General features: G+C 45.1%; 21 protein-coding genes, 4 tRNA genes, 3 rRNA genes and 2 pseudogenes. 7 read left to right on the top strand and 23 right to left on the bottom strand.

Features of this window, described 5'->3' with window-relative positions; translation table 11 throughout:
• Positions 1-22 precede the first annotated feature (22 nt).
• From MHB72_RS03320 to MHB72_RS03305, 4 genes and pseudogenes are all read left to right on the top strand, one after another.
• Positions 23-965, top strand: a pseudogene (locus MHB72_RS03320) (T7SS effector LXG polymorphic toxin); the annotation flags it as partial.
• Between the two features lie 436 nt (positions 966-1,401).
• Positions 1,402-1,815, top strand: coding sequence for a hypothetical protein (locus MHB72_RS03315; RefSeq protein ID WP_216921316.1), 414 nt, complete (start codon positions 1,402-1,404; stop codon positions 1,813-1,815).
• A 258-nt stretch (positions 1,816-2,073) separates the two neighbouring features.
• On the top strand, positions 2,074-2,184 hold the full coding sequence (locus MHB72_RS03310; RefSeq protein WP_268461037.1) for an HNH/endonuclease VII fold putative polymorphic toxin: 111 nt from the start codon (positions 2,074-2,076) through the stop codon (positions 2,182-2,184).
• 14 nt (positions 2,185-2,198) lie between these two features.
• Positions 2,199-2,597, top strand: coding sequence for an Imm50 family immunity protein (locus MHB72_RS03305; RefSeq protein WP_216921334.1), 399 nt, complete (start codon positions 2,199-2,201; stop codon positions 2,595-2,597).
• Between the two features lie 181 nt (positions 2,598-2,778).
• On the opposite strand, the gene MHB72_RS03300 is transcribed toward MHB72_RS03305, so the two are convergent.
• The 5 genes and pseudogenes from MHB72_RS03300 to groES form a co-directional block, all read right to left on the bottom strand.
• Positions 2,779-3,180 (bottom strand): DUF1878 family protein, encoded by a 402-nt coding sequence (locus MHB72_RS03300; protein ID WP_216921337.1) that lies wholly within the window; start codon positions 3,178-3,180, stop codon positions 2,779-2,781.
• A 20-nt stretch (positions 3,181-3,200) separates the two neighbouring features.
• Positions 3,201-3,653, bottom strand: a complete 453-nt coding sequence (locus tag MHB72_RS03295) for a hypothetical protein (RefSeq protein WP_216921339.1) — start codon at positions 3,651-3,653, stop codon at positions 3,201-3,203.
• 316 nt (positions 3,654-3,969) lie between these two features.
• Positions 3,970-4,222 (bottom strand): annotated as a pseudogene (locus MHB72_RS03290) (peptidoglycan-binding domain-containing protein); the annotation flags it as partial.
• Between the two features lie 79 nt (positions 4,223-4,301).
• Positions 4,302-5,939 carry a chaperonin GroEL gene (groL, locus tag MHB72_RS03285; protein ID WP_216921461.1) on the bottom strand — a complete coding sequence of 546 codons (1,638 nt, stop codon included), beginning with the start codon at positions 5,937-5,939 and terminating at the stop codon, positions 4,302-4,304.
• 44 nt (positions 5,940-5,983) lie between these two features.
• Positions 5,984-6,268: a co-chaperone GroES gene (groES, locus tag MHB72_RS03280; protein WP_003179248.1), complete on the bottom strand. Its 285-nt coding sequence runs from the start codon at positions 6,266-6,268 to the stop codon at positions 5,984-5,986.
• Positions 6,269-6,493: 225 nt separating this feature from the next.
• On the opposite strand from groES, the gene MHB72_RS03275 reads away from it, so the two are divergent.
• Together MHB72_RS03275 and MHB72_RS03270 are read left to right on the top strand one after the other, a co-directional pair.
• A complete protein-coding gene (locus MHB72_RS03275; protein WP_026578972.1) occupies positions 6,494-7,228 on the top strand; it encodes a CPBP family intramembrane glutamic endopeptidase in 735 nt (244 codons plus the stop codon).
• Positions 7,228-7,419 carry a YdiK family protein gene (locus tag MHB72_RS03270; protein ID WP_023855536.1) on the top strand — a complete coding sequence of 64 codons (192 nt, stop codon included), beginning with the start codon at positions 7,228-7,230 and terminating at the stop codon, positions 7,417-7,419. The genes MHB72_RS03275 and MHB72_RS03270 overlap by 1 nt, the downstream gene beginning before the upstream one ends.
• A gap of 44 nt (positions 7,420-7,463) precedes the next feature.
• Here MHB72_RS03270 and tatC read toward each other — a convergent pair whose 3' ends face one another.
• The 4 genes from tatC to moaC are packed head-to-tail and all read right to left on the bottom strand — an operon-like array spanning position 7,464 to position 9,617.
• A complete protein-coding gene (tatC, locus tag MHB72_RS03265) occupies positions 7,464-8,240 on the bottom strand; it encodes a twin-arginine translocase subunit TatC (protein WP_095293002.1) in 777 nt (258 codons plus the stop codon).
• 6 nt (positions 8,241-8,246) lie between these two features.
• Positions 8,247-8,420, bottom strand: a complete 174-nt coding sequence (locus tag MHB72_RS03260) for a twin-arginine translocase TatA/TatE family subunit (RefSeq protein ID WP_020450330.1) — start codon at positions 8,418-8,420, stop codon at positions 8,247-8,249.
• Between the two features lie 42 nt (positions 8,421-8,462).
• Positions 8,463-9,107: a redox-sensing transcriptional repressor Rex gene (locus tag MHB72_RS03255; RefSeq protein WP_020450329.1), complete on the bottom strand. Its 645-nt coding sequence runs from the start codon at positions 9,105-9,107 to the stop codon at positions 8,463-8,465.
• A 3-nt stretch (positions 9,108-9,110) separates the two neighbouring features.
• On the bottom strand, positions 9,111-9,617 hold the full coding sequence (moaC, locus tag MHB72_RS03250; protein WP_216921464.1) for a cyclic pyranopterin monophosphate synthase MoaC: 507 nt from the start codon (positions 9,615-9,617) through the stop codon (positions 9,111-9,113).
• 146 nt (positions 9,618-9,763) lie between these two features.
• On the opposite strand from moaC, the gene MHB72_RS03245 reads away from it, so the two are divergent.
• Entirely contained in the window at positions 9,764-11,689 is a 1,926-nt protein-coding gene (locus MHB72_RS03245; protein WP_216921479.1) for an ABC-F family ATP-binding cassette domain-containing protein, read from the top strand.
• Positions 11,690-11,928: 239 nt separating this feature from the next.
• Here the strand turns inward: MHB72_RS03245 and tsaD are convergent, their stop codons facing one another.
• From tsaD to MHB72_RS03175, 14 genes are all read right to left on the bottom strand, one after another.
• Positions 11,929-12,954 carry a tRNA (adenosine(37)-N6)-threonylcarbamoyltransferase complex transferase subunit TsaD gene (gene tsaD, locus MHB72_RS03240; RefSeq protein ID WP_145929757.1) on the bottom strand — a complete coding sequence of 342 codons (1,026 nt, stop codon included), beginning with the start codon at positions 12,952-12,954 and terminating at the stop codon, positions 11,929-11,931.
• Complete coding sequence (gene rimI, locus MHB72_RS03235) at positions 12,944-13,402, bottom strand: ribosomal protein S18-alanine N-acetyltransferase (RefSeq protein WP_023855532.1); 459 nt, start codon at positions 13,400-13,402, stop codon at positions 12,944-12,946. Before rimI ends, tsaD begins: the two co-directional genes overlap by 11 nt.
• Positions 13,403-13,414: 12 nt before the next feature.
• Positions 13,415-14,104, bottom strand: coding sequence for a tRNA (adenosine(37)-N6)-threonylcarbamoyltransferase complex dimerization subunit type 1 TsaB (gene tsaB / locus MHB72_RS03230; RefSeq protein ID WP_216921481.1), 690 nt, complete (start codon positions 14,102-14,104; stop codon positions 13,415-13,417).
• Positions 14,085-14,561 carry a tRNA (adenosine(37)-N6)-threonylcarbamoyltransferase complex ATPase subunit type 1 TsaE gene (tsaE, locus tag MHB72_RS03225; RefSeq protein WP_020450323.1) on the bottom strand — a complete coding sequence of 159 codons (477 nt, stop codon included), beginning with the start codon at positions 14,559-14,561 and terminating at the stop codon, positions 14,085-14,087. Before tsaE ends, tsaB begins: the two co-directional genes overlap by 20 nt.
• Positions 14,562-14,578: 17 nt before the next feature.
• Entirely contained in the window at positions 14,579-15,553 is a 975-nt protein-coding gene (gene thiL / locus MHB72_RS03220) for a thiamine-phosphate kinase (RefSeq protein WP_020450322.1), read from the bottom strand.
• Positions 15,554-15,749: 196 nt separating this feature from the next.
• Positions 15,750-15,826: transfer RNA gene (locus MHB72_RS03215), tRNA-Asp, on the bottom strand.
• Between the two features lie 36 nt (positions 15,827-15,862).
• A tRNA-Met gene (locus MHB72_RS03210) sits at positions 15,863-15,939 on the bottom strand.
• A gap of 12 nt (positions 15,940-15,951) precedes the next feature.
• Positions 15,952-16,067 (bottom strand): 5S ribosomal RNA (gene rrf, locus MHB72_RS03205).
• Positions 16,068-16,201: 134 nt separating this feature from the next.
• Positions 16,202-19,131, bottom strand: a 23S ribosomal RNA gene (locus MHB72_RS03200).
• 174 nt (positions 19,132-19,305) lie between these two features.
• A 16S ribosomal RNA gene (locus tag MHB72_RS03195) occupies positions 19,306-20,855 on the bottom strand.
• The 16S, 23S and 5S rRNA genes sit together here with 4 tRNA genes alongside, the layout of an rRNA operon.
• Before the next feature lie 98 nt (positions 20,856-20,953).
• Positions 20,954-21,027 (bottom strand) — tRNA-Gly (locus tag MHB72_RS03190).
• 12 nt (positions 21,028-21,039) lie between these two features.
• Positions 21,040-21,116: transfer RNA gene (locus MHB72_RS03185), tRNA-Arg, on the bottom strand.
• Between the two features lie 607 nt (positions 21,117-21,723).
• Entirely contained in the window at positions 21,724-23,145 is a 1,422-nt protein-coding gene (locus MHB72_RS03180) for a sugar porter family MFS transporter (protein ID WP_020450321.1), read from the bottom strand.
• A 569-nt stretch (positions 23,146-23,714) separates the two neighbouring features.
• Positions 23,715-24,347 carry a class A sortase gene (locus MHB72_RS03175; RefSeq protein ID WP_216921782.1) on the bottom strand — a complete coding sequence of 211 codons (633 nt, stop codon included), beginning with the start codon at positions 24,345-24,347 and terminating at the stop codon, positions 23,715-23,717.
• Positions 24,348-24,352: the final 5 nt, after the last annotated feature.

The following is a 24,352-nucleotide window of genomic DNA, read 5'->3' as shown; positions in this document are numbered from 1 at the left end:
AAGTTGACAGTGGAAATAACTAAAACACAGTACCGCGCTGAAGAAAATGAAAAGCGCGCTGAATTCCTTGGAACCTAACCACAACGGATTTATTTCACAATCCTTTCTCGAACACGAACTGGAGAATGGCTTAAATGCGGCTGATCGAACAACGAAACATTTGGTTTCCAAGACCAACGCCACAATCGCAAAAGTCAGCCATATCGTAGATTTACCGGATTTGAATGACAGCGGTTTTCATGAACAGAATCAGAAAGCGTTAAAGGAAATCAGCACGACTCTTGAAAAGCTGCATGCGTTTGACCGCGAGCAAACAAACGCCCTCAAAACAGCTGAAAACGATCTTGAGACGATGCAGAGATACATGGCGCGGCTCGAAAAGATGTATACCGGCCCCAAAATTGAAATCACCAGTTATCAAAAAGGTGCGATTTTAAAGCCGGATGAGATGGATAACCTGAGTGGAAATCAAGAAACAGCGATGGGTACCATGTTGAAAAAAGTCGGAGACAAAGAAGATGCCGAAATTAACACTCTCGCCGACCCAGATCGATTAAAAAAATTGGCTACGCAAAAGGTTTCCACCAAAGAGTACACTCAAGAGGAATTGAATAAACTTAAAAAAGATTATAGAGTATTTAACGATACGCTTTACCGGGCATACATAGATGGTGATACAATCGTCAAGATAGAACCCGCCTACACCCTTCCAGAGAATGTGGAAAAAAGCGACTTTGCTAAATATTTCGATACAGCGATGGAATTTACAGGTGTGTATGATGCAGTAAGAGCAGCGTTTGGATATGACCTTGCGACAGGCAAAATCGTTAAAGATAGTGGGGACCGTTTGATCGCCGGATTGAGTGTCACACCTTTCGGAAAGGCATTTAAGTACGGACAACGCGGCTTCAAGTTATTTAAGGGTGAAGAAGCGGGAAAGAAAGTTGCGAAGGTAGATAAAAGCACAAAAGCAGCTAAGGATGTTGGAAAAGTTGAGCAAAATCCTTCTAAACCAGCAAAGGAAACGCCCAAAAAATCTTCTGAGGGAAAAGACAAAGTTAAAGATTTTGATCTGAGTTTTGCGACTAGCAAGCTCAAGAATGGAAAAATTACCGCTAATGATTTAGAATCCATGATACCAAAGGGTACACCAAACAATTTTAAAGCAAGTGAAACTATAAAAAAAGGATACAAATACAACTTTGAATTGATGGAAAAAAGTAGAAGTAAAGTGGCATTCACCGGATTTAAACGCAAAAGAGAAATTTCCGGACAGTAATTCCGGAAATATGTGGACTGCCCAAATAAAAATACAAAAAAAACTTCTAGGACAAGATGGTAAACTCCATAAAAAACCTAGTAACATAACACACATTCCAGTTGTAGGAGAGTGAAACGAACATGGATTTTTCTAAGTTTGATGAATTACCAGATTCTTTACCTGAAGATACATTAGAGAAGTATTTCAATCAGATTGTTGATATTTATGAAAGTGCAAAGGATAGTGTCAGTTATATTGAATTATCAGAAGCAATATACCAACTTTCAGAAAGACAATGGCATACTTATAAAATTCTGGACGACAAAATTAAACATAAAATAGATATGTTAATAAAAAATATCTTAGATGCAAATTCTTATGATCTAATTGACAATGCCACATCAATAATAGCTTATTTGGGACTTCCAGAAAGCTTTAAAGCATTACAGGAAATGATTAAAGAAAACCCTAGTGTAGAAGTTAGAGAGCTTATAGAGGAAACTATTGAGGAATTAGAAGGAAACGTTGAAAATCCATATTCAGGATTAGAATAAATATAAATATTTTTTAGAGGGTGCCACATCTGGCGCCTTCTTTTATTCAATGCAGAAACGGTACCCTTAATGAAGCGAAAAAGGATGCGGGCATTACTAGATTTCAACACCCCGAATCAGTTCGTCGTGTAGAGATGCGAACCGCTCCCCATGAACGTGGCCGTGTAATAAAAGACGAAAATGGTAAAATTACTTGGACCAAAGAGTATATCTATACAAATAACAAGGGTCAGAAAAATTATAATATAAGATCATAGCGTGGGTCATGAAAAAGGTAGACAAGGGCCTCATTTTAATGTAAGGCCATTTGATAATCCTCGAACAGGAAAAGTCCCAGGGACAAAAGATCATTATCCATTCAAAAAATAATTTGAGGTGATATTATGTGGTACGAAAATTTAGAGGAAAATTATTTTTTAAAAAGTCTATATAATGAGATTCCTAAATTAGAAAATATACGTATCGAAGGCATTTATATTAAAGAAGAAGGTAGAAAAGTAACTCTGCATTTTGATATGCCGTTTTATGCGGAAAAGCCACTGAAAAAGTGGGCTAACTTAGGATATAATTCAATTGCTCTTGAAGTGGATATTTTCAATATCCATTCTTTAGAAATGAAGACATTATCAGATACATATAGAGGAAACATTGAAATAAATAAGGATGACCAAGGTTTAATCGAAATCAATATCACAGGAGAGATTACTGCAAAAATAAAAGCAGATGCAGGACTCATTCAATCAATTAATGGTTATATTAATGGAGCTTTGGAAAAGGAATAAGCAAAAAAAGTATGTGGCCCTTTACACAAGAAAGGGCCTTTTTGATTACTTCAATAAAGCTTCAATTTTCGCCTTTGTCTTCGGCCCGTAAATGCCATGTAGTAGATTTGAAAGGAGACACCCATTTCATTAAATTATCATAAAAAAATCCCCCTCAATTAAATGAAGGGGGATTCAAAGTTTAAATATCTTTCAGTAAATATTCACAAACAGTTGGTTGAATATGCTGCCTTTGAAGACTCATTAATAAGTATTTAGTTTCAATCTCTGAAGACAAAATTTTATTCTTATAATTTTCAAACTCTTTCCTTGTTGGTTTTTCATCTTTCAAGACTTCTTCAGCAGCAATCCCGAATTCTTCTAATTTTTTGTTTGCAGAGCTTTTCCTAATTTCGAGAGACTCTTTTTCTCCACTCAAACGATTAGAGAATACACCTAAAATTTCAAGAACTGCATTCACTTGCTTCTCGTTTAGGTTATGATCCAATGCAAACATGAAAAATGGATGATCGTCCCCATCGATAATTGTCTTGAGCAGATAAATTTGATACTTGAGAAGTTCTATTTCTTTTTCTGAATTCATCGAGTCACTCCTTTAATCATTTAACCAATAATCAACATAATTGCCCATGCAATCGTACGGGCAGAAGATGCTGGTATTCCTAACTCAAAGATCATGAAATCAATTAATCTTGCTTCAATACTGTTGGAAACACTGTCAAGAAAATCAGCAATTTGCTTAGAATACTTTTTGACGTAATTTGCATTTTTCTTGCTCAAATTACTCAAAAGATCTCCTACAAGGTTGCCCCCGTGCCTAAGCGCCCAAACAAGTGCATCCTTTTTCAAACCCTGAGTGGTGTATTCACCGCTTGTTTTTACAGCAGTTTGATTCTTAGTTTCAGACATAGTTTGCAGTACAGTTTTTTGAACTTGGACAATTGACACATCTTGTCGCTTACTCGATTCTTTTTCTGCTGCAAAAGAGGCAATAGGGGCAGTTGAGAGCAACATTGTAAATACTAAAGAACTTGCTATAACTTTTTTCTTCAACATAATTTTCTCCCATCAGCAGATGCATCCGCAAGTGTTTTTAGGCCTAAATAAAGTATAACACCACTTTTTTATCAAAAATACATATTTTTGTATTTTTAAATAAAAATGGTTATAAGTTCATTCGAAAAATTAAACTAAATTAATAGTTTTTGCTCTTTCATTCAAAACAAACATCTCCATATCACTCCATAATAACCAATTTTTAGACATTCCCACTCTCACTATCGTTCTGCGTAATATAGGCGAAAAGTGAAAAAAACTCGCCCTCAACACTTTTAATTTTTCCTGAAATAGTCCTTATCAAAAAAAAGAGAGCCTACTTTAATAATGCTTCAATTTTCATCTTAGTCTTAGGTCCATATATACCGTCAGGAGTCAGCCCATTCATCAATTGGAATCGTCTGACTGCATCAGCTGTCTTCAGCCCGTAATAGCCATCAATGCCGTTATTCTTAGCCCCTTAAATAAAGACTCGCCAGCGCTAACTGAATCTGCCGGACAGCCGTTCCTTTCATCATCGGGCTTTTCACTTTATAGATGCCGGACGGTAGCTTGTAGGAGGATGTTTTTTCCGCTTAAACAGGAGCTTTTTTTGTAAAAAAAGAAAACCCCTTGATTTCTCAAGAGGTTTTTTGCGGACGCTGGGCTTTACATCATGCCGCCCATTCCACCCATTCCGCCCATATCAGGCATTCCGGCACCTGCAGCACCTTTTTCTTCAGGCTTGTCGGCAACAACTGCTTCAGTTGTCAGGAACATAGCCGCTACAGATGCTGCGTTTTGCAGAGCTGAGCGTGTTACTTTTGTAGGGTCAACGATACCTTTGTCGATCATGTTCACCCATTCGCCTGTTGCAGCGTTGTAGCCTACACCAATAGCTTCGCCTTTCAGGCGCTCAACGATGACAGATCCTTCAAGACCCGCATTGTGCGCGATTTGACGGATTGGTTCTTCAAGAGCGCGAAGAACGATGTTGATACCAGTCAGTTCGTCGCCTTCAGCTTCAAGGGCAGCTACTTTATTGTAAACATTGACAAGAGCTGTACCACCGCCGGATACGATTCCTTCTTCTACCGCAGCGCGAGTAGAGTTCAGGGCGTCTTCGATGCGAAGCTTGCGTTCTTTCAATTCTGTTTCAGTCGCAGCGCCGACTTTGATGACAGCTACGCCGCCTGCAAGCTTAGCTAGGCGCTCTTGTAATTTTTCTTTATCGAACTCAGAAGTTGTTTCTTCAACTTGAGCGCGGATTTGGTTGACGCGTGCCGCGATTTGCTCTGTATCTCCCGCACCTTCAACGATTGTTGTGTTTTCTTTTGTCACAACAACTTTAGAAGCGCGTCCCAATTGGTTGATTTGAGTTGATTTAAGGTCAAGACCTAAATCTTCTGTGATCACTTCGGCACCTGTCAGGATAGAGATGTCTTCGAGCATCGCTTTGCGGCGGTCTCCGAATCCAGGCGCTTTAACAGCCACTGCGTTGAATGTTCCGCGAAGCTTGTTGACAACCAATGTTGCAAGAGCTTCACCTTCAACGTCTTCAGCAATCAGAAGCAACGGTTTGCCTTGCTGAACAACTTGCTCAAGCACCGGCAGGATTTCTTGAATGTTTGTGATTTTTTTGTCTGTTACTAAGATGTACGGGTTCTCAAGAACCGCTTCCATCTTATCGGAATCTGTCACCATGTAAGGAGACGCATATCCGCGGTCGAACTGCATACCTTCAACCACTTCAAGCTCTGTTGTGAATCCTTTTGATTCTTCGATCGTGATGACACCGTCGTTGCCGACGCGCTCCATCGCTTCAGCGATCAGGCTTCCGACTTCTTCGTCAGCCGCGGAGATTGAAGCAACTTGTGCGATTGATTCTTTGCCTTCGATTGGTTTGGAGATTTCTTTCAGGCTTTCAACCGCTACAGCCACAGCCTGCTCGATACCTTTGCGCACGCCTACAGGGTTAGCGCCGGCAGTTACGTTTTTAAGACCTTCGCGAATCATCGCTTGAGCTAGAACTGTCGCTGTTGTTGTACCGTCACCGGCAACATCGTTTGTTTTGCTCGCAACTTCAGCAACAAGCTTTGCGCCCATGTTTTCGAACGCGTCTTCAAGCTCGATTTCTTTCGCGATGGTAACACCGTCGTTTGTGATTAATGGAGAACCGAATTTTTTCTCAAGAACGACGTTGCGTCCTTTAGGTCCCAAAGTTACCTTTACAGCATCGGCCAATGCATCTACACCGCGCAGCATTGAACGGCGGGCTTCTTCGCTAAACTTAATATCTTTTGCCATGTTATTCGAACCTCCTATATAATTGTCTCGTTTTTATTTATGACTTAGCCGATAACAGCTAAAATGTCGCTTTCACGCAAGATTAAGTAGTCAGTACCTTCATATTTCACTTCGGTACCTGCATATTTTGAGAAGATGATGCGGTCGCCTGTTTTAACTTCTAATGCAACGCGCTCTCCGCTCTCTAACACACGGCCTGAACCGGCTGCAACCACTTTACCCTCTTGTGGTTTTTCTTTTGCGGAGTCAGGAAGTACGATTCCGCTGGCAGTTTTTTCTTCAGACTCAACGAGCTCAATGACAACGCGATCACCTAATGGCTTTAACAATGAAACAACCTCCTCAATATTTTCATATGTAATTTTAGCACTCGCACTCGGTGAGTGCTAACACAATTCTTATAATAAAGAATCTCCCAGGCAATTTCAAGTGATAAGGTCAAATTTTTTTGCGCTTACATTTCTCCGCATGTCCTTATCATCCTATAATTTAAAAAGAGTGTGTTACAATAAACATAGTCTGAATTAGATTTTTAGAAAAGGAGTACATAAAGCTTGAGAAAACAATACTGGTTTATTATATTGGCATACGTTCTCATGCAATTGTCGGCCGCTGTCGGCTTGCCTCTTCTTTACTTTTTGGGAGTGGGCAAAGGACAGCCAAAGGCTGAAGCCCAGCTTACATTGACAGGCGTCTGGTCTGTCATCGCGTTTACCCTCTGTCTCGTTATCGTGCTGCTGATTTTGCGGACGGTGCCGAAGACGACGCTTCGCAACCGGCCGAAAGCATCGGTTGGAGCATCAATCGGATGGGCGGTAGCCGGCGTTTTTCTCGCTTTGTTTTCGCAGTCAATTGCCGCTTCGATCGAAATGTACTTGTTCGGGGTCACCCCGGAATCGGAAAATACGCAGCGGATCATGGAAATCATCACCGCATTGCCGCTGATGGTGTTTGTCTCTTCTGTATTTGGTCCGATTCTTGAAGAAATCATTTTCAGAAAGATTATTTTCGGTGCAATCTATGAGAAAACGAATTTTTTTATTGCCGCTTTGTTCAGTTCGGTGCTCTTCTCGGTCGTCCATTTGGATTTCAGCCATCTGCTCATTTATACAGCAATGGGATTCACATTCGCCTTTTTATATGTCAGAACCAACCGGATTATCGTGCCTATTTTCGCCCATGTCGCCATGAATACGCTCGTCGTCTTACTGCAGACGTTCCGGGAGCCTATTGAAGAATATTTGAAACACGCCGAGAAAATGCAAATGATTATTGGAGGATTTCTATGATGAGAAGCCCTAAATTCTGGGGAGCGATTTATTTATTAACGGGTGTGCTGTTTACATATCTGGCGGCAACCTCGCCCGGAAGCATGTGGTCTTTTTACACGATCCTGCTGATGCTTTTCGCAGCCTATAATATCAGCATTTCCTTTAAAATGTTCGCCCTGGCCGGCAAGATGAAACGAAAAGATCAATAGCCTTTTTTGTGAAGGAAAAGAGCCATTCTGAAAAAGAATGGCTCTTATTTTGTGTGGTCGTTCAAAAACGCTTGATTTTCCTCTTGAATCATTGTTTTTTGCGCCTGCCTGTAGGATATTCTTGAAATCACAATACTGATTTCATAAAGAATGAGCAATGGCACTGAGACCATTAAATGCGACAAAAGCTCAGGCGGTGTAATGAGGGCCGCGATGACGAACAACACAAAATATGCGTATTTTCTGATTTTCGCCAAAAACATCGGCGTCACGAGGCCGAGCCTTGTGATAAACATGATGACCACAGGCATCTGAAACAATAAGCCAAAAGGAAGCGTCAACTGAAGCAGAAACTGAAAATATTCGTGTATTCCGATGACCTGGTTGACATTCAGATCATCTGAGACTCTCGTCATAAAGTCCACGACAAACGGAAATAAAATAAAGTAAGAAAAGGCAATGCCGCCTAAAAAAAGAATGATCGATATCGGAATATAGCTGAGCGTCACTTTTCGTTCCTTTTCATACAGCCCCGGGCTGATGAAAGCCCACAGCTGGTATAAAACAAGCGGCGAAGTCAAGACGGCGCCGATGATGAAAGCGAACTGCACGTACACAAATAAAGGATCGGTCAGCTTGAACGCGTTGAGCGTCAGCAGCTTCGCTTCATCCGTCTGCTGCAGATAGATAATCAGCGGCTTTGCCAATAAAAAGCCTGCCACAACAAATAAAACAAAAAAGAAAAAAGTGATCACAAGCCGTCTGCGTAGTTCTGTGATATGTTCTATCAGCGACATTTCTCTTTCCTTCATAAATGTCATCCTATCCTACTGATCTTCTTTCTTTTTATCGGAATCGTCGTCAGCCAAACCTTTTGTCGCATTCTTAAACTCCCTCAGCGTGTTTCCCGCTGCTCTTCCCAGCTCGGGAAGTTTTTTCGGGCCGAATATCAAAAGCGCCACCACGACAATTAAAATAAAGCTTCCAGGACCGATTGGCATAAAGCCTGCCCCCTTTCCTTTATTTATTTTTCGTTTTCCGTTTTACTTTTCCTGCATTGAATAATGTTTCATGAAATACACCAGCGACTGAAGTTCAACCGCCAAATCTATATGATGAATGCGAATGTGTTCCGGCACATTCAAGCGGGCCGGCGTGAAATTAAGAATGCCTTTAATGCCAAGCTCCACCAGCCTGTCTGTAATCGACTGTGCGGCTTGAGCCGGTACCGTCAAAATGGCGACGGGGATATCATCCGTCATATGCTCTTCAAGTCTATTCAGATCATAGACGGGAACACCGCCGACCTCGGTTCCGATTTTTTCCTCATTGATGTCAAACGCCATGGCGATTTTTGTATTATTATTTTTGATAAAATTGTAATGGAGAAAGGCTGTCCCCAAATTCCCCACGCCAATGAGCGTTACGTTCGTCATTTCATCCTGATCAAGCGTCTTTCTGAAAAAGGACAGCAAATAATTGACATTGTAGCCGTATCCTTTTTTTCCGAGCGCGCCGAAGTACGAAAAGTCCCTGCGGATGGTCGCAGAATCGACTTTGACGGCATCGCTCAGCTCAGCGGAAGATACACGCTGTTTTCCGGATGCATGAAGGTTTTTTAAAAAACGATAATATAATGGCAACCGTTTCGCTGTCGCTTGCGGAATTTTTGAATGATCCATGTTCATAAACTAATCCTCCATGTCTACATCAGCTTTTTCCCTTTTATAGTCACCGTTTTTCCCACCTGTCTTTTCGAGAAGAAAGGTCGGTCCTATCACCATTCCCTTATCCGCCGCTTTGCACATGTCATATACGGTCAGCGCACATACGGAGGCCGAAGTTAACGCTTCCATTTCCACACCTGTGCTCCCTTTGGTCTTCACTTTAGATTGAATATGCAGGATGCTCTTCTGTTCTTTCTCCTCCCAGCGAAAGGCGATGTCGACTCCTTTCAGAGCGATCGGATGGCACATCGGGATGATGGCGGATGTCTGTTTTGCGGCCATGATTCCGGCCACTTGCGCCACCGCCAATACATCGCCCTTTCCGATTTCCCGGTTTTTGATTTTTTCATGTACTGTCCGATTCATAGACACGCTTGAAACAGCCGCAGCTGTGCGTACTGAAGTTTCCTTTTCGCTTATATCAACCATCCTGGCTCTGCCTTGTTCATTAAAATGTGTAAACTCATTCATGTTCTGAACTCTCCTTATAACGATCATACACTATTTTTTTCATTCTGTCTTTTTCTTTGGCTAAAATCTTCCAGACTTCACTTAATTGTTTGCTGACTGCGTAGTGATAGGCTACACTTAAAATAGCAGACAAGAGGTGAAAGATCATGATGATTTTACAAGTGAACCAACTTTCAAAATCGTTTGGAGCCGATACGATTTTAACTAATATAAAACTCGAAGTCAGATCTCGGGACCGGATTGCGATCGTCGGACGCAACGGCGCCGGAAAATCGACTCTTCTAAAGATTATCGCAGGAAAACTTTCATATGAAAAGGGGGACATCATCAAGCCGAAAGATTTGACGATGGGCTACCTTGACCAGCATTCCGGCCTCGATTCCAAGCTGACGCTCAAAGAGGAATTGCTGTCGGTATTTGATTTTCTGAAAAAAATGGAACAAGAAATGCGCGCGATCGAGGAAAAGATGGCGCAGGCCGAACCGGACATGCTTGAATCATTGATGAAGACGTATGACAGGCTTCAGCAGGAGTTCAAGGACAAAGGCGGCTACCAATATGAGGCAGAGGTCAGATCCGTCATGCACGGGCTCGGCTTTGCGGGATTTGACGACTCCGTCCGCGTCCAGGACTTAAGCGGAGGTCAAAAAACAAGGCTTGCCCTCGGAAAAATGCTTTTGACAAAACCCGACCTCCTCATTTTGGACGAACCGACAAACCACTTGGATATCGATACCCTGACATGGCTTGAACAATATTTGCAAAATTACAGCGGAGCGATTTTAATCGTTTCCCATGACAGGTACTTTCTTGACAAAGTGGTTACCCAAGTTTACGAGATCAGCCGGTCCCAAAGCAAAAAATATACCGGGAACTACAGCTCTTATCTCCAATTAAAAGCCGAACAGCTGGAAAAGGAAACAAAGCTTTATGAAAAGCAGCAGGACGAAATCGCCAAGCTGCAGGAGTTCGTCGACCGGAATCTGGCTAGAGCTTCGACGACGAAACGGGCGCAGAGCAGACGAAAGCAGCTTGAACGGATGGAGATCATGGACAAACCGCTCGGAGATGAAAAGTCGGCGTCTTTCCGCTTTGAAATTACAAGGCAAAGCGGAAACGATGTACTGCGGGTGGAAGACTTGACAGTAAGCTATCAGGAGCAGCCCCCGCTTCTCCGTTCATTGAACTTTCACATCACCCGCGGGGAAAGCGTTGCACTGGTCGGACCGAACGGAATCGGCAAGTCAACCCTTTTAAAAGCATTGATTCAAAAGCTGCAGCCGGTATCGGGAACAATCGCGACAGGCTCCCATGTCTCAATCGGCTACTATGACCAGGAACAGGCTGAATTGACGTCGTCAAAACGCGTGCTTGACGAGCTTTGGGACGATTATCCGGAAATGAATGAAAAGGATATCCGGACCTGCCTCGGCAACTTCCTGTTTTCGGGAGAAGACGTATTAAAACCTGTACACGCGTTAAGTGGCGGCGAAAAAGCAAGGCTTGCCCTCGCCAAGCTGATGCTCCAAAAAGCGAACTTCCTTATTCTTGATGAGCCGACAAACCATCTCGACCTGGACAGCAAGGAAGTCTTGGAGAACGCTTTGATCGATTACCCGGGAACGATATTATTTGTGTCCCATGACCGCTATTTTATCAACCGGATCGCGACAAAAGTACTGGAGCTTTCCCGCGACAAAGCAGAAGAATATTTAGGCGACTACGATTATTACACAGAAAAAAAAGCGCAGCAGCTTGAACTGAAAGAACTAGAAAAACAGACGGAAGAGCATCAGAAAAACGCTTCCGAAAAACCTGGCGCAAAAAAGAGCTATGAGGAAGAAAAAGAGCTGAAAAGAAAAGAACGCCAGCGGCAGCGAAGGATTGAAGAAATCGAAACAAGAATTACGGACATTGAAGAACAGATCGAAAAAAATGAGGAGCTCCTGTGTGACCCCGCCGTCTTCCAAGACCATGAGAAGGTCCAGGAAATCCACTCTGAAAATGAACGGCTGAATGAGGAGCTTGAACAACTGTTAACAGAATGGGAAACACTCTCTACAAATGAATAAAGGATGAACCGCTCCAAGCCGGAGCGGTTTTTTTGTCCACAATTAAAATCCTTTATTTAAAAGAAAGAAAGCGATTTACCCACAATATCCACAAAAAACATAATATTTATACACATTATTAACAGGTAAAAAAGGTCTGTAAATTAAGGTTTTTAACATTATACACAAGACTGTGGATATATGTTAATAACCTGTTAATAACTATTCCCGGGCAAAAAAACCTCACAGAGCGTGAGGTTTTAATAAGACGTCAGATCTAAGCCAGGCTGACCGTTCATATCATATTTTCCTCTGATTCCTTTTTCAAAAGCAACCGTACCTGCGGCGGCAATCATCGCGGCATTGTCCGTACACAGCGAAAGCGGCGGGATCAAAAGCTCAATCTCCGGATGGCTGCTGAACGTTTTTTCGAGCGCCGCTCTCAGCCCTTTGTTTGCAGCAACTCCTCCGGCAAGCAGCACCTGTTTGACGCCATAAACTTTCGCAGCGCGTTCCGTTTTTGTGACGAGGACATCAATGACGCTTTCCTGAAAGCTGGCTGACAAATCTTCCGGAGCTATCGTTTCACCTTTTTGTGAAGCGTTGTGAAGCGTGTTGATGACTGCAGATTTCAATCCGCTGAAGCTGAAATGATAAGAGCCTTCTTCAAGCCATGCGCGCGGTAGCGGCACATTTGCCTCGCCTTTTTGCGCAAGTTTGTCAATGTGAGGTCCTCCCGGATAAGGAAGCCCCATCGTTCTCGCCACTTTGTCATAGGCTTCGCCTGCCGCATCGTCGAGCGTCTCTCCGATGACTTCAAATGAGCCGTGCTCTTTCATATACACGAGTTCGGTGTGGCCGCCTGAGACGACAAGGGCAATCGCCGGAAATTGAATGTCCTGAACAAGTCTGTTGGCATAGATGTGACCGGCAATGTGATGGACGCCTACGAGCGGTATGCCCCGGGCAAAACTGAGCGCTTTCGCGGCATTCACGCCGATCAATAAAGCGCCGACAAGCCCCGGTCCTTCCGTTACTGCGATGGCATCAATGTCATCAAATGTCATGTCCGCTTGTGCAAAGGCTTCCTCAAGCACGATCGTCATCTGTTCCACGTGATGCCTTGATGCGATCTCGGGAACAACGCCGCCAAACCGTTTATGACTCTCGATTTGCGACGCTACGACATTTGAAATGATATCCGTTCCGTTTTTGACAATCGCGGCGGCCGTCTCATCACAGCTTGTTTCGATTCCTAATACATACAGATCTTTTTTATGATTCATTTAGTCTCACCCACATTAATAATGCATCTTCCCCATTATCGGTATAATAATTTTTACGAATTCCTCCCGGCTCAAAGCCGAGCTTTTTGTATAAGCTTTGTGCAATATGATTCGATACCCTTACCTCTAAAGAAAGCTGAACCGCCTTTTTCATCCGGCAAAGCTTCATCGCGGCTTTCAAAAGAGCTTCTCCTAAACGGCGGCCCCGATATGCAGGTGAAACGGCAATGTTGGTGATCTGGGCATCATCCATGACGATCCAAATCCCGCAGTAGCCGACAACTTGCTCCTCAACTTCGAGAACGAGGTAATGAGCATACATATTGTGAAAAAGCTCATGATGAAAAGATTCTTTTTTCCACGGAGAAGAAAAAGAGCTTTTTTCAATTTCAAAAACCTGGTCCAAATCTTTTGGATTCATATCGCGTATGACCATTTGCGTGTTCATGGCTTCACCCGTTTACTTTTGTTTTTCAAGCCAGACGGCCTCGGCTTCGGCCAGACGAATATAGTTTGGAACAACGCTGTGCACAGGCTCGGGCTCTTTAAGTTCTCCGATTAAAGCCAATTCTGAAGGTCGTGGAAGCTGCAGGGCAGGGCCAGAAATGACCGCTTGTTCACCGAGAATCTGTTCGATCATCTCCTGATGAATCTCTGTGTCACTTCCTATGAAAAGGACTTGCTGATCCATGGCTTTCAGTTTTTTAAGCCAATCCTCAAGCAGAATGTTTTGGTCCTCTTCCAAGCCATGCAGTTTACCGTCCCTATACTGGTATAGTCCCGTATAAACCTGACCGCGTCTGGCATCAAACAACGGACAAATCAAGCCTTGGAAAAAACGGCCGTTTGCCGCCAGCACTTCAAGGCTTGAAACGGTTTTAATCGGAATATTTAATGACCATGCAAGCGTTTTTGCAATCGTAACACCGATCCGCACGCCTGTATATGAACCCGGACCTTTGGCAACTGCAATTTGGGTCAGGTCATTCGGCTCTAAACCGCACTCTTTAAGGAGTTCGTCGATCGCCGGCATAGCTCTGACTGAATGGTTTTTCTTTAAGTGGGATATATGCTCGGCTATCACTTTTCCGTCTTTAACTAATGCCACGCCGAGCGTTAAATTGGATGTATCAATCGCAAGTATCGTCATGTTTGCTGATCTCCTCGCAAAGATTTTCGTAGCGGCTGCCTTTAGGGGTAAAGGTCAGCTTTCGTTCATCATCGCCAAGCCGCTTAATGACCACCTCTAGGCGCTCTTTCGGAAGCTGCTCCTCAATCAAATGCGCCCATTCCACAAGGCAGACGCCGTCTCCCTCAAAATATTCATCTAATCCGAGATCTTCCGTTTCATCTTCCATTCTGTAAACATCCATATGAAACAGCGGAAGAGAGCCGTCCCGGTATTCTTTGATAATGGTAAAAGTCGGGCTGCTGACAACCCGCTTGATTCCGAGCCCTTCGGCAAATCCTTTTGTAAAAGTCGTTTTGCCTGCTCCAAGGTCGCCCTCCAATGTGATGACATCACCGGGCAGAACATACTTTGCTGCCAGTCTGGCAATGTTTTTTGTCTCTTCAGGCTCTGTCGTTTTCCACTCTAACGTTTTCACTTTACTTGTCACCTGTCTTATTTAAAATGGTTATATCCTTTTTTTTCGAGAAGAACGCGGTCCTGTCCATTATGATAAAACACGTCCGCCTGCCCTTGTTGTGTGACGCGGCCGATTTGATAAACCGGCACATGACGTTCAGAGCATTCCTGACTAAAACGTTCCCATTGATCATTAGAAATCGTACCGACGAGTTCAAAATCCTCGCCGCCGAAAAGGACCCACTCTTCCCATTTTGTGTGCAGTGTATGTAAATCCGAATGGACCGGAATCATCTCTTTATATATGTCAATGGAAACACGGCTCGCTTCGGCAATTTCATTTAATTCGCTGGCAAGCCCGTCGCTGATATCATTAAGTGCCACATGATGATAGCCTGAACAGAGCAAACCTGCCTCAACCCTCGGCAAAGGCCTCTTGTGCCGCTCTATAAAATATTGAGACTGCTTCTCGTCTTTCATCTCTGCTTGGCCCAATATAAAAGCCAGACCGGCAGCAGATGAGCCAAGTTCTCCCGTCACAAAAACGACATCCCCGGGTTCGGCATGGCTTCTTAAACAAGTTCTGCCCTTTTCAATCTCGCCGATTACTGTTACGGTCAAAACGAGCGGCCCGTTGGCAGATACGGTGTCACCGCCGATTAAGTCCATTTGATATAGTGTCGCCAGTTTATTCATTTCTTCATACATGGCTTCAATATCCACCGCGTGCCAGCCGGAAGGAACAGCAATGGACACAAGATAATACTTGGGGCTGCCTCCCATCGCGGCAATATCACTAATATTCACAGCCAATGCTTTATATCCGATATCGGCAGGCGATGAATGGGATGATAAAAAATGAATACCGTCGACCATCGTATCGACCGCAACAATCTCCTGATAACCGTTCTTTGTATGATAAACAGCGGCATCGTCCCCAATACCGATCTCTATTTCTCGGTGAAAAAGCGAACGGGGCGTAATCCTTTGAATCAATTCAAATTCGTCCATAAGATCATTTGCTCCTTTGCTGTTGCAACCAATCAAAACACTATCATTAGTTTATCGAATTCTCACCAATTATCCAAGAAATAAAGAAACTCGGCAAACATTGTGAAAAACGCCGATGAAGCCAAGTTTTCAGCATAGACCTGAAAGAAGACATAAAAAAAAACGAAAACCTCAAAGATTTCGTTTGTGTACAACATGGCGGTCCGGACGGGACTCGAACCCGCGACCTCCTGCGTGACAGGCAGGCATTCTAACCAACTGAACTACCGGACCACTTTTTATTTATTTTCTTTGTATGGAAATTAGATTTGGTTGCGGGGGCAGGATTTGAACCTGCGACCTTCGGGTTATGAGCCCGACGAGCTACCGAACTGCTCCACCCCGCGATAATATAAACAGCTTGGCGGCGTCCTACTCTCACAGGGGGAATCCCCCAACTACCATCGGCGCTGAAGAGCTTAACTTCCGTGTTCGGCATGGGAACGGGTGTGACCTCTTCGCTATCGCCACCAAACTATTTGCCTTCAGGACGAAGGTACTGAGCGTTCCTCACAGGATGTGAGGGCCTTTAGCCGAGTTTCCTTGCCTTTGGCTTTCTGAGAGGTGTTCTCTCAAAACTAGATAACGGTCAGACGATTCACAAACATTTAGGTTAAGTCCTCGATCGATTAGTATCTGTCAGCTCCATGTGTCGCCACACTTCCACCTCAGACCTATCAACCTGATCATCTTTCAGGGATCTTACTTCCTTGCGGAATGGGAAATCTCATCTTGAGGGGGGCTTCATGCTTAGATGCTTTCAGCACTTATCCCGTCCGCACATAGCTACCCAGCGATGCCCTTGGCAGAACAACTGGTACACCAGCGGTGCGTCCATCCCGGTCCTCTCGTACTAAGGACAGCTCCTCTCAAATTTCCTGCGCCCGCGACGGATAGGGACCGAACTGTCTCACGACGTTCTGAACCCAGCTCGCGTACCGCTTTAATGGGCGAACAGCCCAACCCTTGGGACCGACTACAGCCCCAGGATGCGATGAGCCGACATCGAGGTGCCAAACCTCCCCGTCGATGTGGACTCTTGGGGGAGATAAGCCTGTTATCCCCGGGGTAGCTTTTATCCGTTGAGCGATGGCCCTTCCATGCGGAACCACCGGATCACTAAGCCCGACTTTCGTCCCTGCTCGACTTGTAGGTCTCGCAGTCAAGCTCCCTTGTGCCTTTACACTCTGCGAATGATTTCCAACCATTCTGAGGGAACCTTTGGGCGCCTCCGTTACCTTTTAGGAGGCGACCGCCCCAGTCAAACTGCCCACCTGACACTGTCTCCCTGCCCGATAAGGGCAGCGGGTTAGAAGGTCAATACAGCCAGGGTAGTATCCCACCGATGCCTCCACCGAAGCTGGCGCTCCGGTTTCCAAGGCTCCTACCTATCCTGTACAAGCTGTACCAACATTCAATATCAGGCTGCAGTAAAGCTCCACGGGGTCTTTCCGTCCTGTCGCGGGTAACCTGCATCTTCACAGGTACTATAATTTCACCGAGTCTCTCGTTGAGACAGTGCCCAGATCGTTGCGCCTTTCGTGCGGGTCGGAACTTACCCGACAAGGAATTTCGCTACCTTAGGACCGTTATAGTTACGGCCGCCGTTTACTGGGGCTTCAATTCGCACCTTCGCTTACGCTAAGCGCTCCTCTTAACCTTCCAGCACCGGGCAGGCGTCAGCCCCTATACTTCGCCTTACGGCTTCGCAGAGACCTGTGTTTTTGCTAAACAGTCGCCTGGGCCTATTCACTGCGGCTCTCTCGGGCTTGCACCCTAACAGAGCACCCCTTCTCCCGAAGTTACGGGGTCATTTTGCCGAGTTCCTTAACGAGAGTTCTCTCGATCACCTTAGGATTCTCTCCTCGCCTACCTGTGTCGGTTTGCGGTACGGGCACCTCTCACCTCGCTAGAGGCTTTTCTTGGCAGTGTGGAATCAGGAACTTCGCTACTATATTTCGCTCGCCATCACAGCTCAGCCTTATGGGAAACGGATTTGCCTATTTCCCAGCCTAACTGCTTGGACGCGGATATCCAATACCGCGCTTACCCTATCCTCCTGCGTCCCCCCATTGCTCAAATGGTGAGGAGGTGGTACAGGAATATCAACCTGTTGTCCATCGCCTACGCCTTTCGGCCTCGGCTTAGGTCCCGACTAACCCTGAGCGGACGAGCCTTCCTCAGGAAACCTTAGGCATTCGGTGGAGGGGATTCTCACCCCTCTTTCGCTACTCATACCGGCATTCTCACTTCTAAGCGCTCCACGAGTCCTTCCGGTCTCGCTTCACAGCCCTTAGAACGCTCTCCTACCACTGTTCGTAAGAACAGTCCGCAGCTTCGGTGATACGTTTAGCCCCGGTACATTTTCGGCGCAGAGTCACTCGACCAGTGAGCTATTACGCACTCTTTAAATGGTGGCTGCTTCTAAGCCAACATCCTGGTTGTCTAAGCAACTCCACATCCTTTTCCACTTAACGTATACTTTGGGACCTTAGCTGGCGGTCTGGGCTGTTTCCCTTTCGACTACGGATCTTATCACTCGCAGTCTGACTCCCAAGGATAAGTCTTTGGCATTCGGAGTTTGACTGAATTCGGTAACCCGGTAGGGGCCCCTAGTCCAATCAGTGCTCTACCTCCAAGACTCTTACCTTGAGGCTAGCCCTAAAGCTATTTCGGAGAGAACCAGCTATCTCCAGGTTCGATTGGCATTTCACCCCTACCCACACCTCATCCCCGCACTTTTCAACGTGCGTGGGTTCGGGCCTCCATTCAGTGTTACCTGAACTTCACCCTGGACATGGGTAGATCACCTGGTTTCGGGTCTACGACCACGTACTCATGCGCCCTATTCAGACTCGCTTTCGCTGCGGCTCCGTCTTTTCAAACTTAACCTTGCACGGGATCGTAACTCGCCGGTTCATTCTACAAAAGGCACGCCATCACCCGTTAACGGGCTCTGACTACTTGTAGGCACACGGTTTCAGGATCTCTTTCACTCCCCTTCCGGGGTGCTTTTCACCTTTCCCTCACGGTACTGGTTCACTATCGGTCACTAGGGAGTATTTAGCCTTGGGAGATGGTCCTCCCGGATTCCGACGGAATTTCACGTGTTCCGCCGTACTCAGGATCCACTCAGGAGAGAACGAAGTTTTGACTACAGGGCTGTTACCTCCTATGGCGGGCCTTTCCAGACCTCTTCATCTACCTCGTTCTTTTGTAACTCCGTACAGAGTGTCCTACAACCCCAAGAGGCAAGCCTCTTGGTTTGGGCTGTTCCCGTTTCGCTCGCCGCTACTCAGGGAATCGCATTTGCTTTCTCTTCCTCCGGGTACTTAGATGTTTCAGTTCCCCGGGTCTGCCTTCTCATATCCTATGAATTCAGATATGGATACTGCTCCATTACGAGCAGTGGGTTTCCCCATTCGGAAATCTCCGGATCAAAGCTTGCTTACAGCTCCCCGAAGCATATCGGTGTTCGTCCCGTCCTTCATCGGCTCCTAGTGCCAAGGCATCCACCGTGCGCCCTTTCTAACTTAACCGTTAAAAAGAATCACTACGTGATATCTTGTGTTACTAATTGAATGTGATGTCTACTGTTATCTAGTTTTCAAAGAACACGTTTGAAGAATCAAATGATCCTTCAAAACTAAACAAGATCTAAACGCACCTGTCTATAAGACCGTAAGGTCTTATATTCCGTATAATATCCTTAGAAAGGAGGTGATCCAGCCGCACCTTCCGATACGGCTACCTTGTTACGACTTCACCCCAATCATCTGTCCCACCTTCGGCGGCTGGCTCCAAAAGGTTACCTCACCGACTTCGGGTGTTACAAACTCTCGTGGTGTGACGGGCGGTGTGTACAAGGCCCGGGAACGTATTCACCGCGGCATGCTGATCCGCGATTACTAGCGATTCCAGCTTCACGCAGTCGAGTTGCAGACTGCGATCCGAACTGAGAACAGATTTGTGGGATTGGCTTAGCCTCGCGGCTTCGCTGCCCTTTGTTCTGCCCATTGTAGCACGTGTGTAGCCCAGGTCATAAGGGGCATGATGATTTGACGTCATCCCCACCTTCCTCCGGTTTGTCACCGGCAGTCACCTTAGAGTGCCCAACTGAATGCTGGCAACTAAGATCAAGGGTTGCGCTCGTTGCGGGACTTAACCCAACATCTCACGACACGAGCTGACGACAACCATGCACCACCTGTCACTCTGCCCCCGAAGGGGAAGCCCTATCTCTAGGGTTGTCAGAGGATGTCAAGACCTGGTAAGGTTCTTCGCGTTGCTTCGAATTAAACCACATGCTCCACCGCTTGTGCGGGCCCCCGTCAATTCCTTTGAGTTTCAGTCTTGCGACCGTACTCCCCAGGCGGAGTGCTTAATGCGTTTGCTGCAGCACTAAAGGGCGGAAACCCTCTAACACTTAGCACTCATCGTTTACGGCGTGGACTACCAGGGTATCTAATCCTGTTCGCTCCCCACGCTTTCGCGCCTCAGCGTCAGTTACAGACCAGAGAGTCGCCTTCGCCACTGGTGTTCCTCCACATCTCTACGCATTTCACCGCTACACGTGGAATTCCACTCTCCTCTTCTGCACTCAAGTTCCCCAGTTTCCAATGACCCTCCCCGGTTGAGCCGGGGGCTTTCACATCAGACTTAAGAAACCGCCTGCGCGCGCTTTACGCCCAATAATTCCGGACAACGCTTGCCACCTACGTATTACCGCGGCTGCTGGCACGTAGTTAGCCGTGGCTTTCTGGTTAGGTACCGTCAAGGTACCGCCCTATTCGAACGGTACTTGTTCTTCCCTAACAACAGAGTTTTACGATCCGAAAACCTTCATCACTCACGCGGCGTTGCTCCGTCAGACTTTCGTCCATTGCGGAAGATTCCCTACTGCTGCCTCCCGTAGGAGTCTGGGCCGTGTCTCAGTCCCAGTGTGGCCGATCACCCTCTCAGGTCGGCTACGCATCGTTGCCTTGGTGAGCCGTTACCTCACCAACTAGCTAATGCGCCGCGGGTCCATCTGTAAGTGGTAGCTAAAAGCCACCTTTTATAATTGAACCATGCGGTTCAATCAAGCATCCGGTATTAGCCCCGGTTTCCCGGAGTTATCCCAGTCTTACAGGCAGGTTACCCACGTGTTACTCACCCGTCCGCCGCTAACATCAGGGAGCAAGCTCCCATCTGTCCGCTCGACTTGCATGTATTAGGCACGCCGCCAGCGTTCGTCCTGAGCCAGGATCAAACTCTCCGATAAAGTAGTTTGACTGACTACGCACATCGCTGTGCGATTTATAAAAAATGAATTAACAGGTACGTTTTGTCTTGTTTAGTTTTCAAAGATCATTCTAAAATTGGAGCGGGTGATGAGAATCGAACTCACGACATCAGCTTGGAAGGCTGAGGTTTTACCACTAAACTACACCCGCATTGCGAATATATGGCGCGCCCGAGAGGAGTCGAACCCCTAACCTTTTGATCCGTAGTCAAACGCTCTATCCAATTGAGCTACGGGCGCTTCATCAGGCGACTTAACTATAATACTATGAATATCAGTTAAAGTCAAGAAGTTTTTTTGAAGTTTTTCTACCGAAAGGATGAAGCTTTTTTGTTTCGACTTTATCCATTATACACATTTTAAGGTTTTTGTACACCCTTTAAATGATGAATATTATATCGGCATTTCGAAGTTGTAACTTCGTTGTCTTAGCGACGAATAATAATATATCATGCCTTCAATTCATCTGTCAACACTTTTTTCGTTTTTTTATACTTCTAAAAAAATTATGCTTACAGCCATTCATAATAGATGACGTTTTACCTGCCCTTTTCATCTTATGTGATGTTTTATTGAATGTTCCCTGCTTCATCAAGTTATATACGGAACCGAAGCTGTAAATCGTTAACTTCGACATCACTCTTGCACGATCATTTAATGAAGCTTTTATTTTACGAACGGCTTTTAAGATATCCTAAAGGCGCCTCCAATAGCCTGCTTTTCCGCACCGTATACAAAAATACAGGCAGAAATCTTGTTATAGGAAGATTTCTGCCTGCAAACTTCAAATCCTTCATCTATATTCTCCACCGAGGGGACTCGACCTGTATGTCCCTCGGCAAAATTGTCATCCGCTGATTTTAGCGCTCGCGTCGCTTGGTGCTTTTTCCGATTTGTAGTTGCGGAAATTATGCTCAAGCTGTTCAAGTGTGAGACCTTTTGTTTCAGGAAGGAATTTTTTCACGAATGCAATGGAAAGAAGTCCAAGTCCGACAAAAATGTAGAATGTCGATGACAGTCCAATCGCATCAAGCAATATCGGGAATGAAAATCCGACAAAGAAGTTGACGATCCACAAACAAAACACGGTGACGCCCATTCCTAGACCGCGAACGCGAAGCGGGAATATTTCAGAAAGCATGAGCCATGTTACAGGAGAAATAGCACCTTGCTGGAATGCAAGAAAGGTTACTGTCAGCGTAAGTACGACATACGGAAGAGCAGCTGAACCTTGAAGGGCGTTTGAGAAGATGCCGATCAGCAGCAAAGCTGAGGTCGTCCCTATTAAACCGGTCAACAGCATCGGTCTGCGCCCGACCTTCCCTAAAAGCCAAATCCCCACGAATGTCGCCAAAACTGAAATGACACCGTTAGCAATATTTCCGATAAGTGCAGCTTTTGTTTCAAATCCGGCATTTTTGAGTATTTCTGTACCGTAATACATGATAGAATTTACGCCGGTAATCTGCTGAACGACAGCGATCCCGATTCCGAGAAATACGATTCGGCGCACCCATGGAACAGCCAGATCCTTATAATTCGCTTTTTTCATTTCAGATTCTTTCATGACCGCAGCTTCGATTTCAGCAACTTCCGAATGCGCCCTTTTTTCCTCGCGGATTCTTTTCAGAACGCCCAGCGCCGCTTCATTTTTCCCTTTAGAGACAAGCCAGCGCGGACTTTCGGGCATTCTCAGCATACCAAAGAACAAGAATACAGCCGGGACTGCGGCAATGGCCAGCATGTAACGCCAAACATGGGAACTATCCCCCATTGTGGTTCCGAGGATGGCATTGAAAGTAAATGCCAAGAGCTGTCCGGAGACAATCATTAATTCATTTTGGGTAACCATTCGTCCCCTTTTCTCTGAAGGAGACATTTCAGCCAAGTAAGTCGGTACCGTAACAGATGCTCCCCCTACAGCAACTCCAAGCAGGAACCGAGAGATGACCATAATCGTCACATCAGGCGCAAGCGTACATCCGAGCGTCGAGAAAAAGAAAAGCACAGCTAGAAAAATGATGTTTTTGCGGCGCCCGATATAATCGGAGAGCCTTCCGCCGAATACCGCCCCCAATGCCGCTCCCAGGAGAAGCGAGCTTGCGACCAGCCCTTCTGTAAAGGCAGTCAGGTTCAGCTGATCTCCTTCAGACATATAAGGCAAGGCTCCGTTGATCACTCCGGTGTCATATCCGAATAGAAGTCCGCCGAACGTCGAGACTAAAATAATAGTACGCAAAAATGATTTCTGATTGCCCTGTTCATTCATATTGATTTCCCCCGCCTTTGTTTTTAAAAATTGATTTATTTCCAAAGGTTTTCGAAAACATCCTTAATAGGAGCTCATTTCTTTTCCCAAAAGACTCATTCCCAACTTTCGAAAGTTTCGCCAACCACCCCCTTAACAGAAAATTGAAAATTTTATTTTGATGGAAGCCGGAGCTTCCGCACAACCAATTGCCTACCACGGAATATTTTGGAATCGCTTTCATTTGTATGCCGTTTAAATACATTGTTAGATTATAGTTATGTTTTTGGTACATTTTTGTTAGATCTGATATTATCATAATTTTAAAAGCGCTTTCAGTCAACATAAATTTCAGAAAATTTATCTTTTTTTCATTTTAAAAAGCGTTACCAATGGCGTTATGATAGGAATTCCATCCAACTCACATAATTCCATTTCTTTTTTTATTATTTAACAGCATTTTTTCACTATTGTCATTTCATAGTGATCTTTTTGTCACTTTTTTGTGATGTGTAGAATTTTAGTCCCAATAAAAAAATACCAAGGGGCTTTCCCTCAGTATTTTTTCCTGCCTGCAGCGGACATTTCAATTATCTGTGAACAGCAACATGAATCAGCTTTCCTTTAACCGCAAGGCGCCCTTCGGTTCTCACGGCTTTGTCACATGTCATCAGCGTAATTTCTTTTTCTTTCGTCTCTTGAATCACATCTGTGTCCGTTTCAGAAATGAATTGTTTGGATGTCACAGTGTATATATAGTCTTTTTTAAAGTCTGTGATTTTAACGGTGTCCCCTTTTTTAATGTGGATAAGAGGGCCGAATAAGAGGTTCTCCCGCTTCATATGATGTCCGGCCAACGGGTAGTTGCCCTCGCCCATTTTCTGATCGGGACGCATTGTTGTCGCTCCGTAGAGAAGATTTTGATTGGTTGTGCCTTTCAATATCGGCAGCTTGATATTGACGCTGCTTATGGTGATCCGGCCGATGACCGCTTTCGATTCACGATCGAGGCCGGCTTTTACTGCTTCCATAAAAGAAGGCGGCTGAATCGCTTCAAAATCAAATGACGCCTTTTGCGTATTGTTCTGTGCCGCCTGTTCAGCAGTCAATTCAAAACTTTTATTCTTACTGAGATTGATGATGATGCTTTCTTTAATAAAAGGAGACAAGACGAAGAGTATACCTGATATGACAAGTACGGCAACGATCATTTTTTTATACATGTCCC

The sequence above is a fragment of the Bacillus sp. FSL K6-1284 genome (assembly GCF_038002625.1).
Taxonomy (GTDB): domain Bacteria; phylum Bacillota; class Bacilli; order Bacillales; family Bacillaceae; genus Bacillus; species Bacillus paralicheniformis.
The sequence above is the reverse complement of the archived record's forward strand: the minus strand, read 5'-3'. Positions and strand labels throughout refer to the sequence as shown.

Excerpts from the sequence above, each read along its gene's own strand:
- MHB72_RS03315 (WP_216921316.1), top strand. The coding sequence starts at position 1,402 with ATGGATTTTTCTAAGTTTGATGAATTACCAGATTCTTTACCTGAAGAT.
- MHB72_RS03305 (WP_216921334.1), top strand. The coding sequence starts at position 2,199 with ATGTGGTACGAAAATTTAGAGGAAAATTATTTTTTAAAAAGTCTATAT.
- MHB72_RS03300 (WP_216921337.1), bottom strand. The coding sequence starts at position 3,180 with ATGAATTCAGAAAAAGAAATAGAACTTCTCAAGTATCAAATTTATCTG.
- MHB72_RS03295 (WP_216921339.1), bottom strand. The coding sequence starts at position 3,653 with ATGTTGAAGAAAAAAGTTATAGCAAGTTCTTTAGTATTTACAATGTTG.
- groL (WP_216921461.1), bottom strand. The coding sequence starts at position 5,939 with ATGGCAAAAGATATTAAGTTTAGCGAAGAAGCCCGCCGTTCAATGCTG.
- MHB72_RS03270 (WP_023855536.1), top strand. The coding sequence starts at position 7,228 with ATGAGAAGCCCTAAATTCTGGGGAGCGATTTATTTATTAACGGGTGTG.
- tatC (WP_095293002.1), bottom strand. The coding sequence starts at position 8,240 with ATGACATTTATGAAGGAAAGAGAAATGTCGCTGATAGAACATATCACA.
- MHB72_RS03260 (WP_020450330.1), bottom strand. The coding sequence starts at position 8,420 with ATGCCAATCGGTCCTGGAAGCTTTATTTTAATTGTCGTGGTGGCGCTT.
- MHB72_RS03255 (WP_020450329.1), bottom strand. The coding sequence starts at position 9,107 with ATGAACATGGATCATTCAAAAATTCCGCAAGCGACAGCGAAACGGTTG.
- moaC (WP_216921464.1), bottom strand. The coding sequence starts at position 9,617 with ATGAATGAGTTTACACATTTTAATGAACAAGGCAGAGCCAGGATGGTT.
- MHB72_RS03245 (WP_216921479.1), top strand. The coding sequence starts at position 9,764 with ATGATGATTTTACAAGTGAACCAACTTTCAAAATCGTTTGGAGCCGAT.
- tsaD (WP_145929757.1), bottom strand. The coding sequence starts at position 12,954 with ATGAATCATAAAAAAGATCTGTATGTATTAGGAATCGAAACAAGCTGT.
- rimI (WP_023855532.1), bottom strand. The coding sequence starts at position 13,402 with ATGAACACGCAAATGGTCATACGCGATATGAATCCAAAAGATTTGGAC.
- tsaB (WP_216921481.1), bottom strand. The coding sequence starts at position 14,104 with ATGACGATACTTGCGATTGATACATCCAATTTAACGCTCGGCGTGGCA.
- thiL (WP_020450322.1), bottom strand. The coding sequence starts at position 15,553 with ATGGACGAATTTGAATTGATTCAAAGGATTACGCCCCGTTCGCTTTTT.
- MHB72_RS03180 (WP_020450321.1), bottom strand. The coding sequence starts at position 23,145 with ATGAATGAACAGGGCAATCAGAAATCATTTTTGCGTACTATTATTTTA.
- MHB72_RS03175 (WP_216921782.1), bottom strand. The coding sequence starts at position 24,347 with ATGTATAAAAAAATGATCGTTGCCGTACTTGTCATATCAGGTATACTC.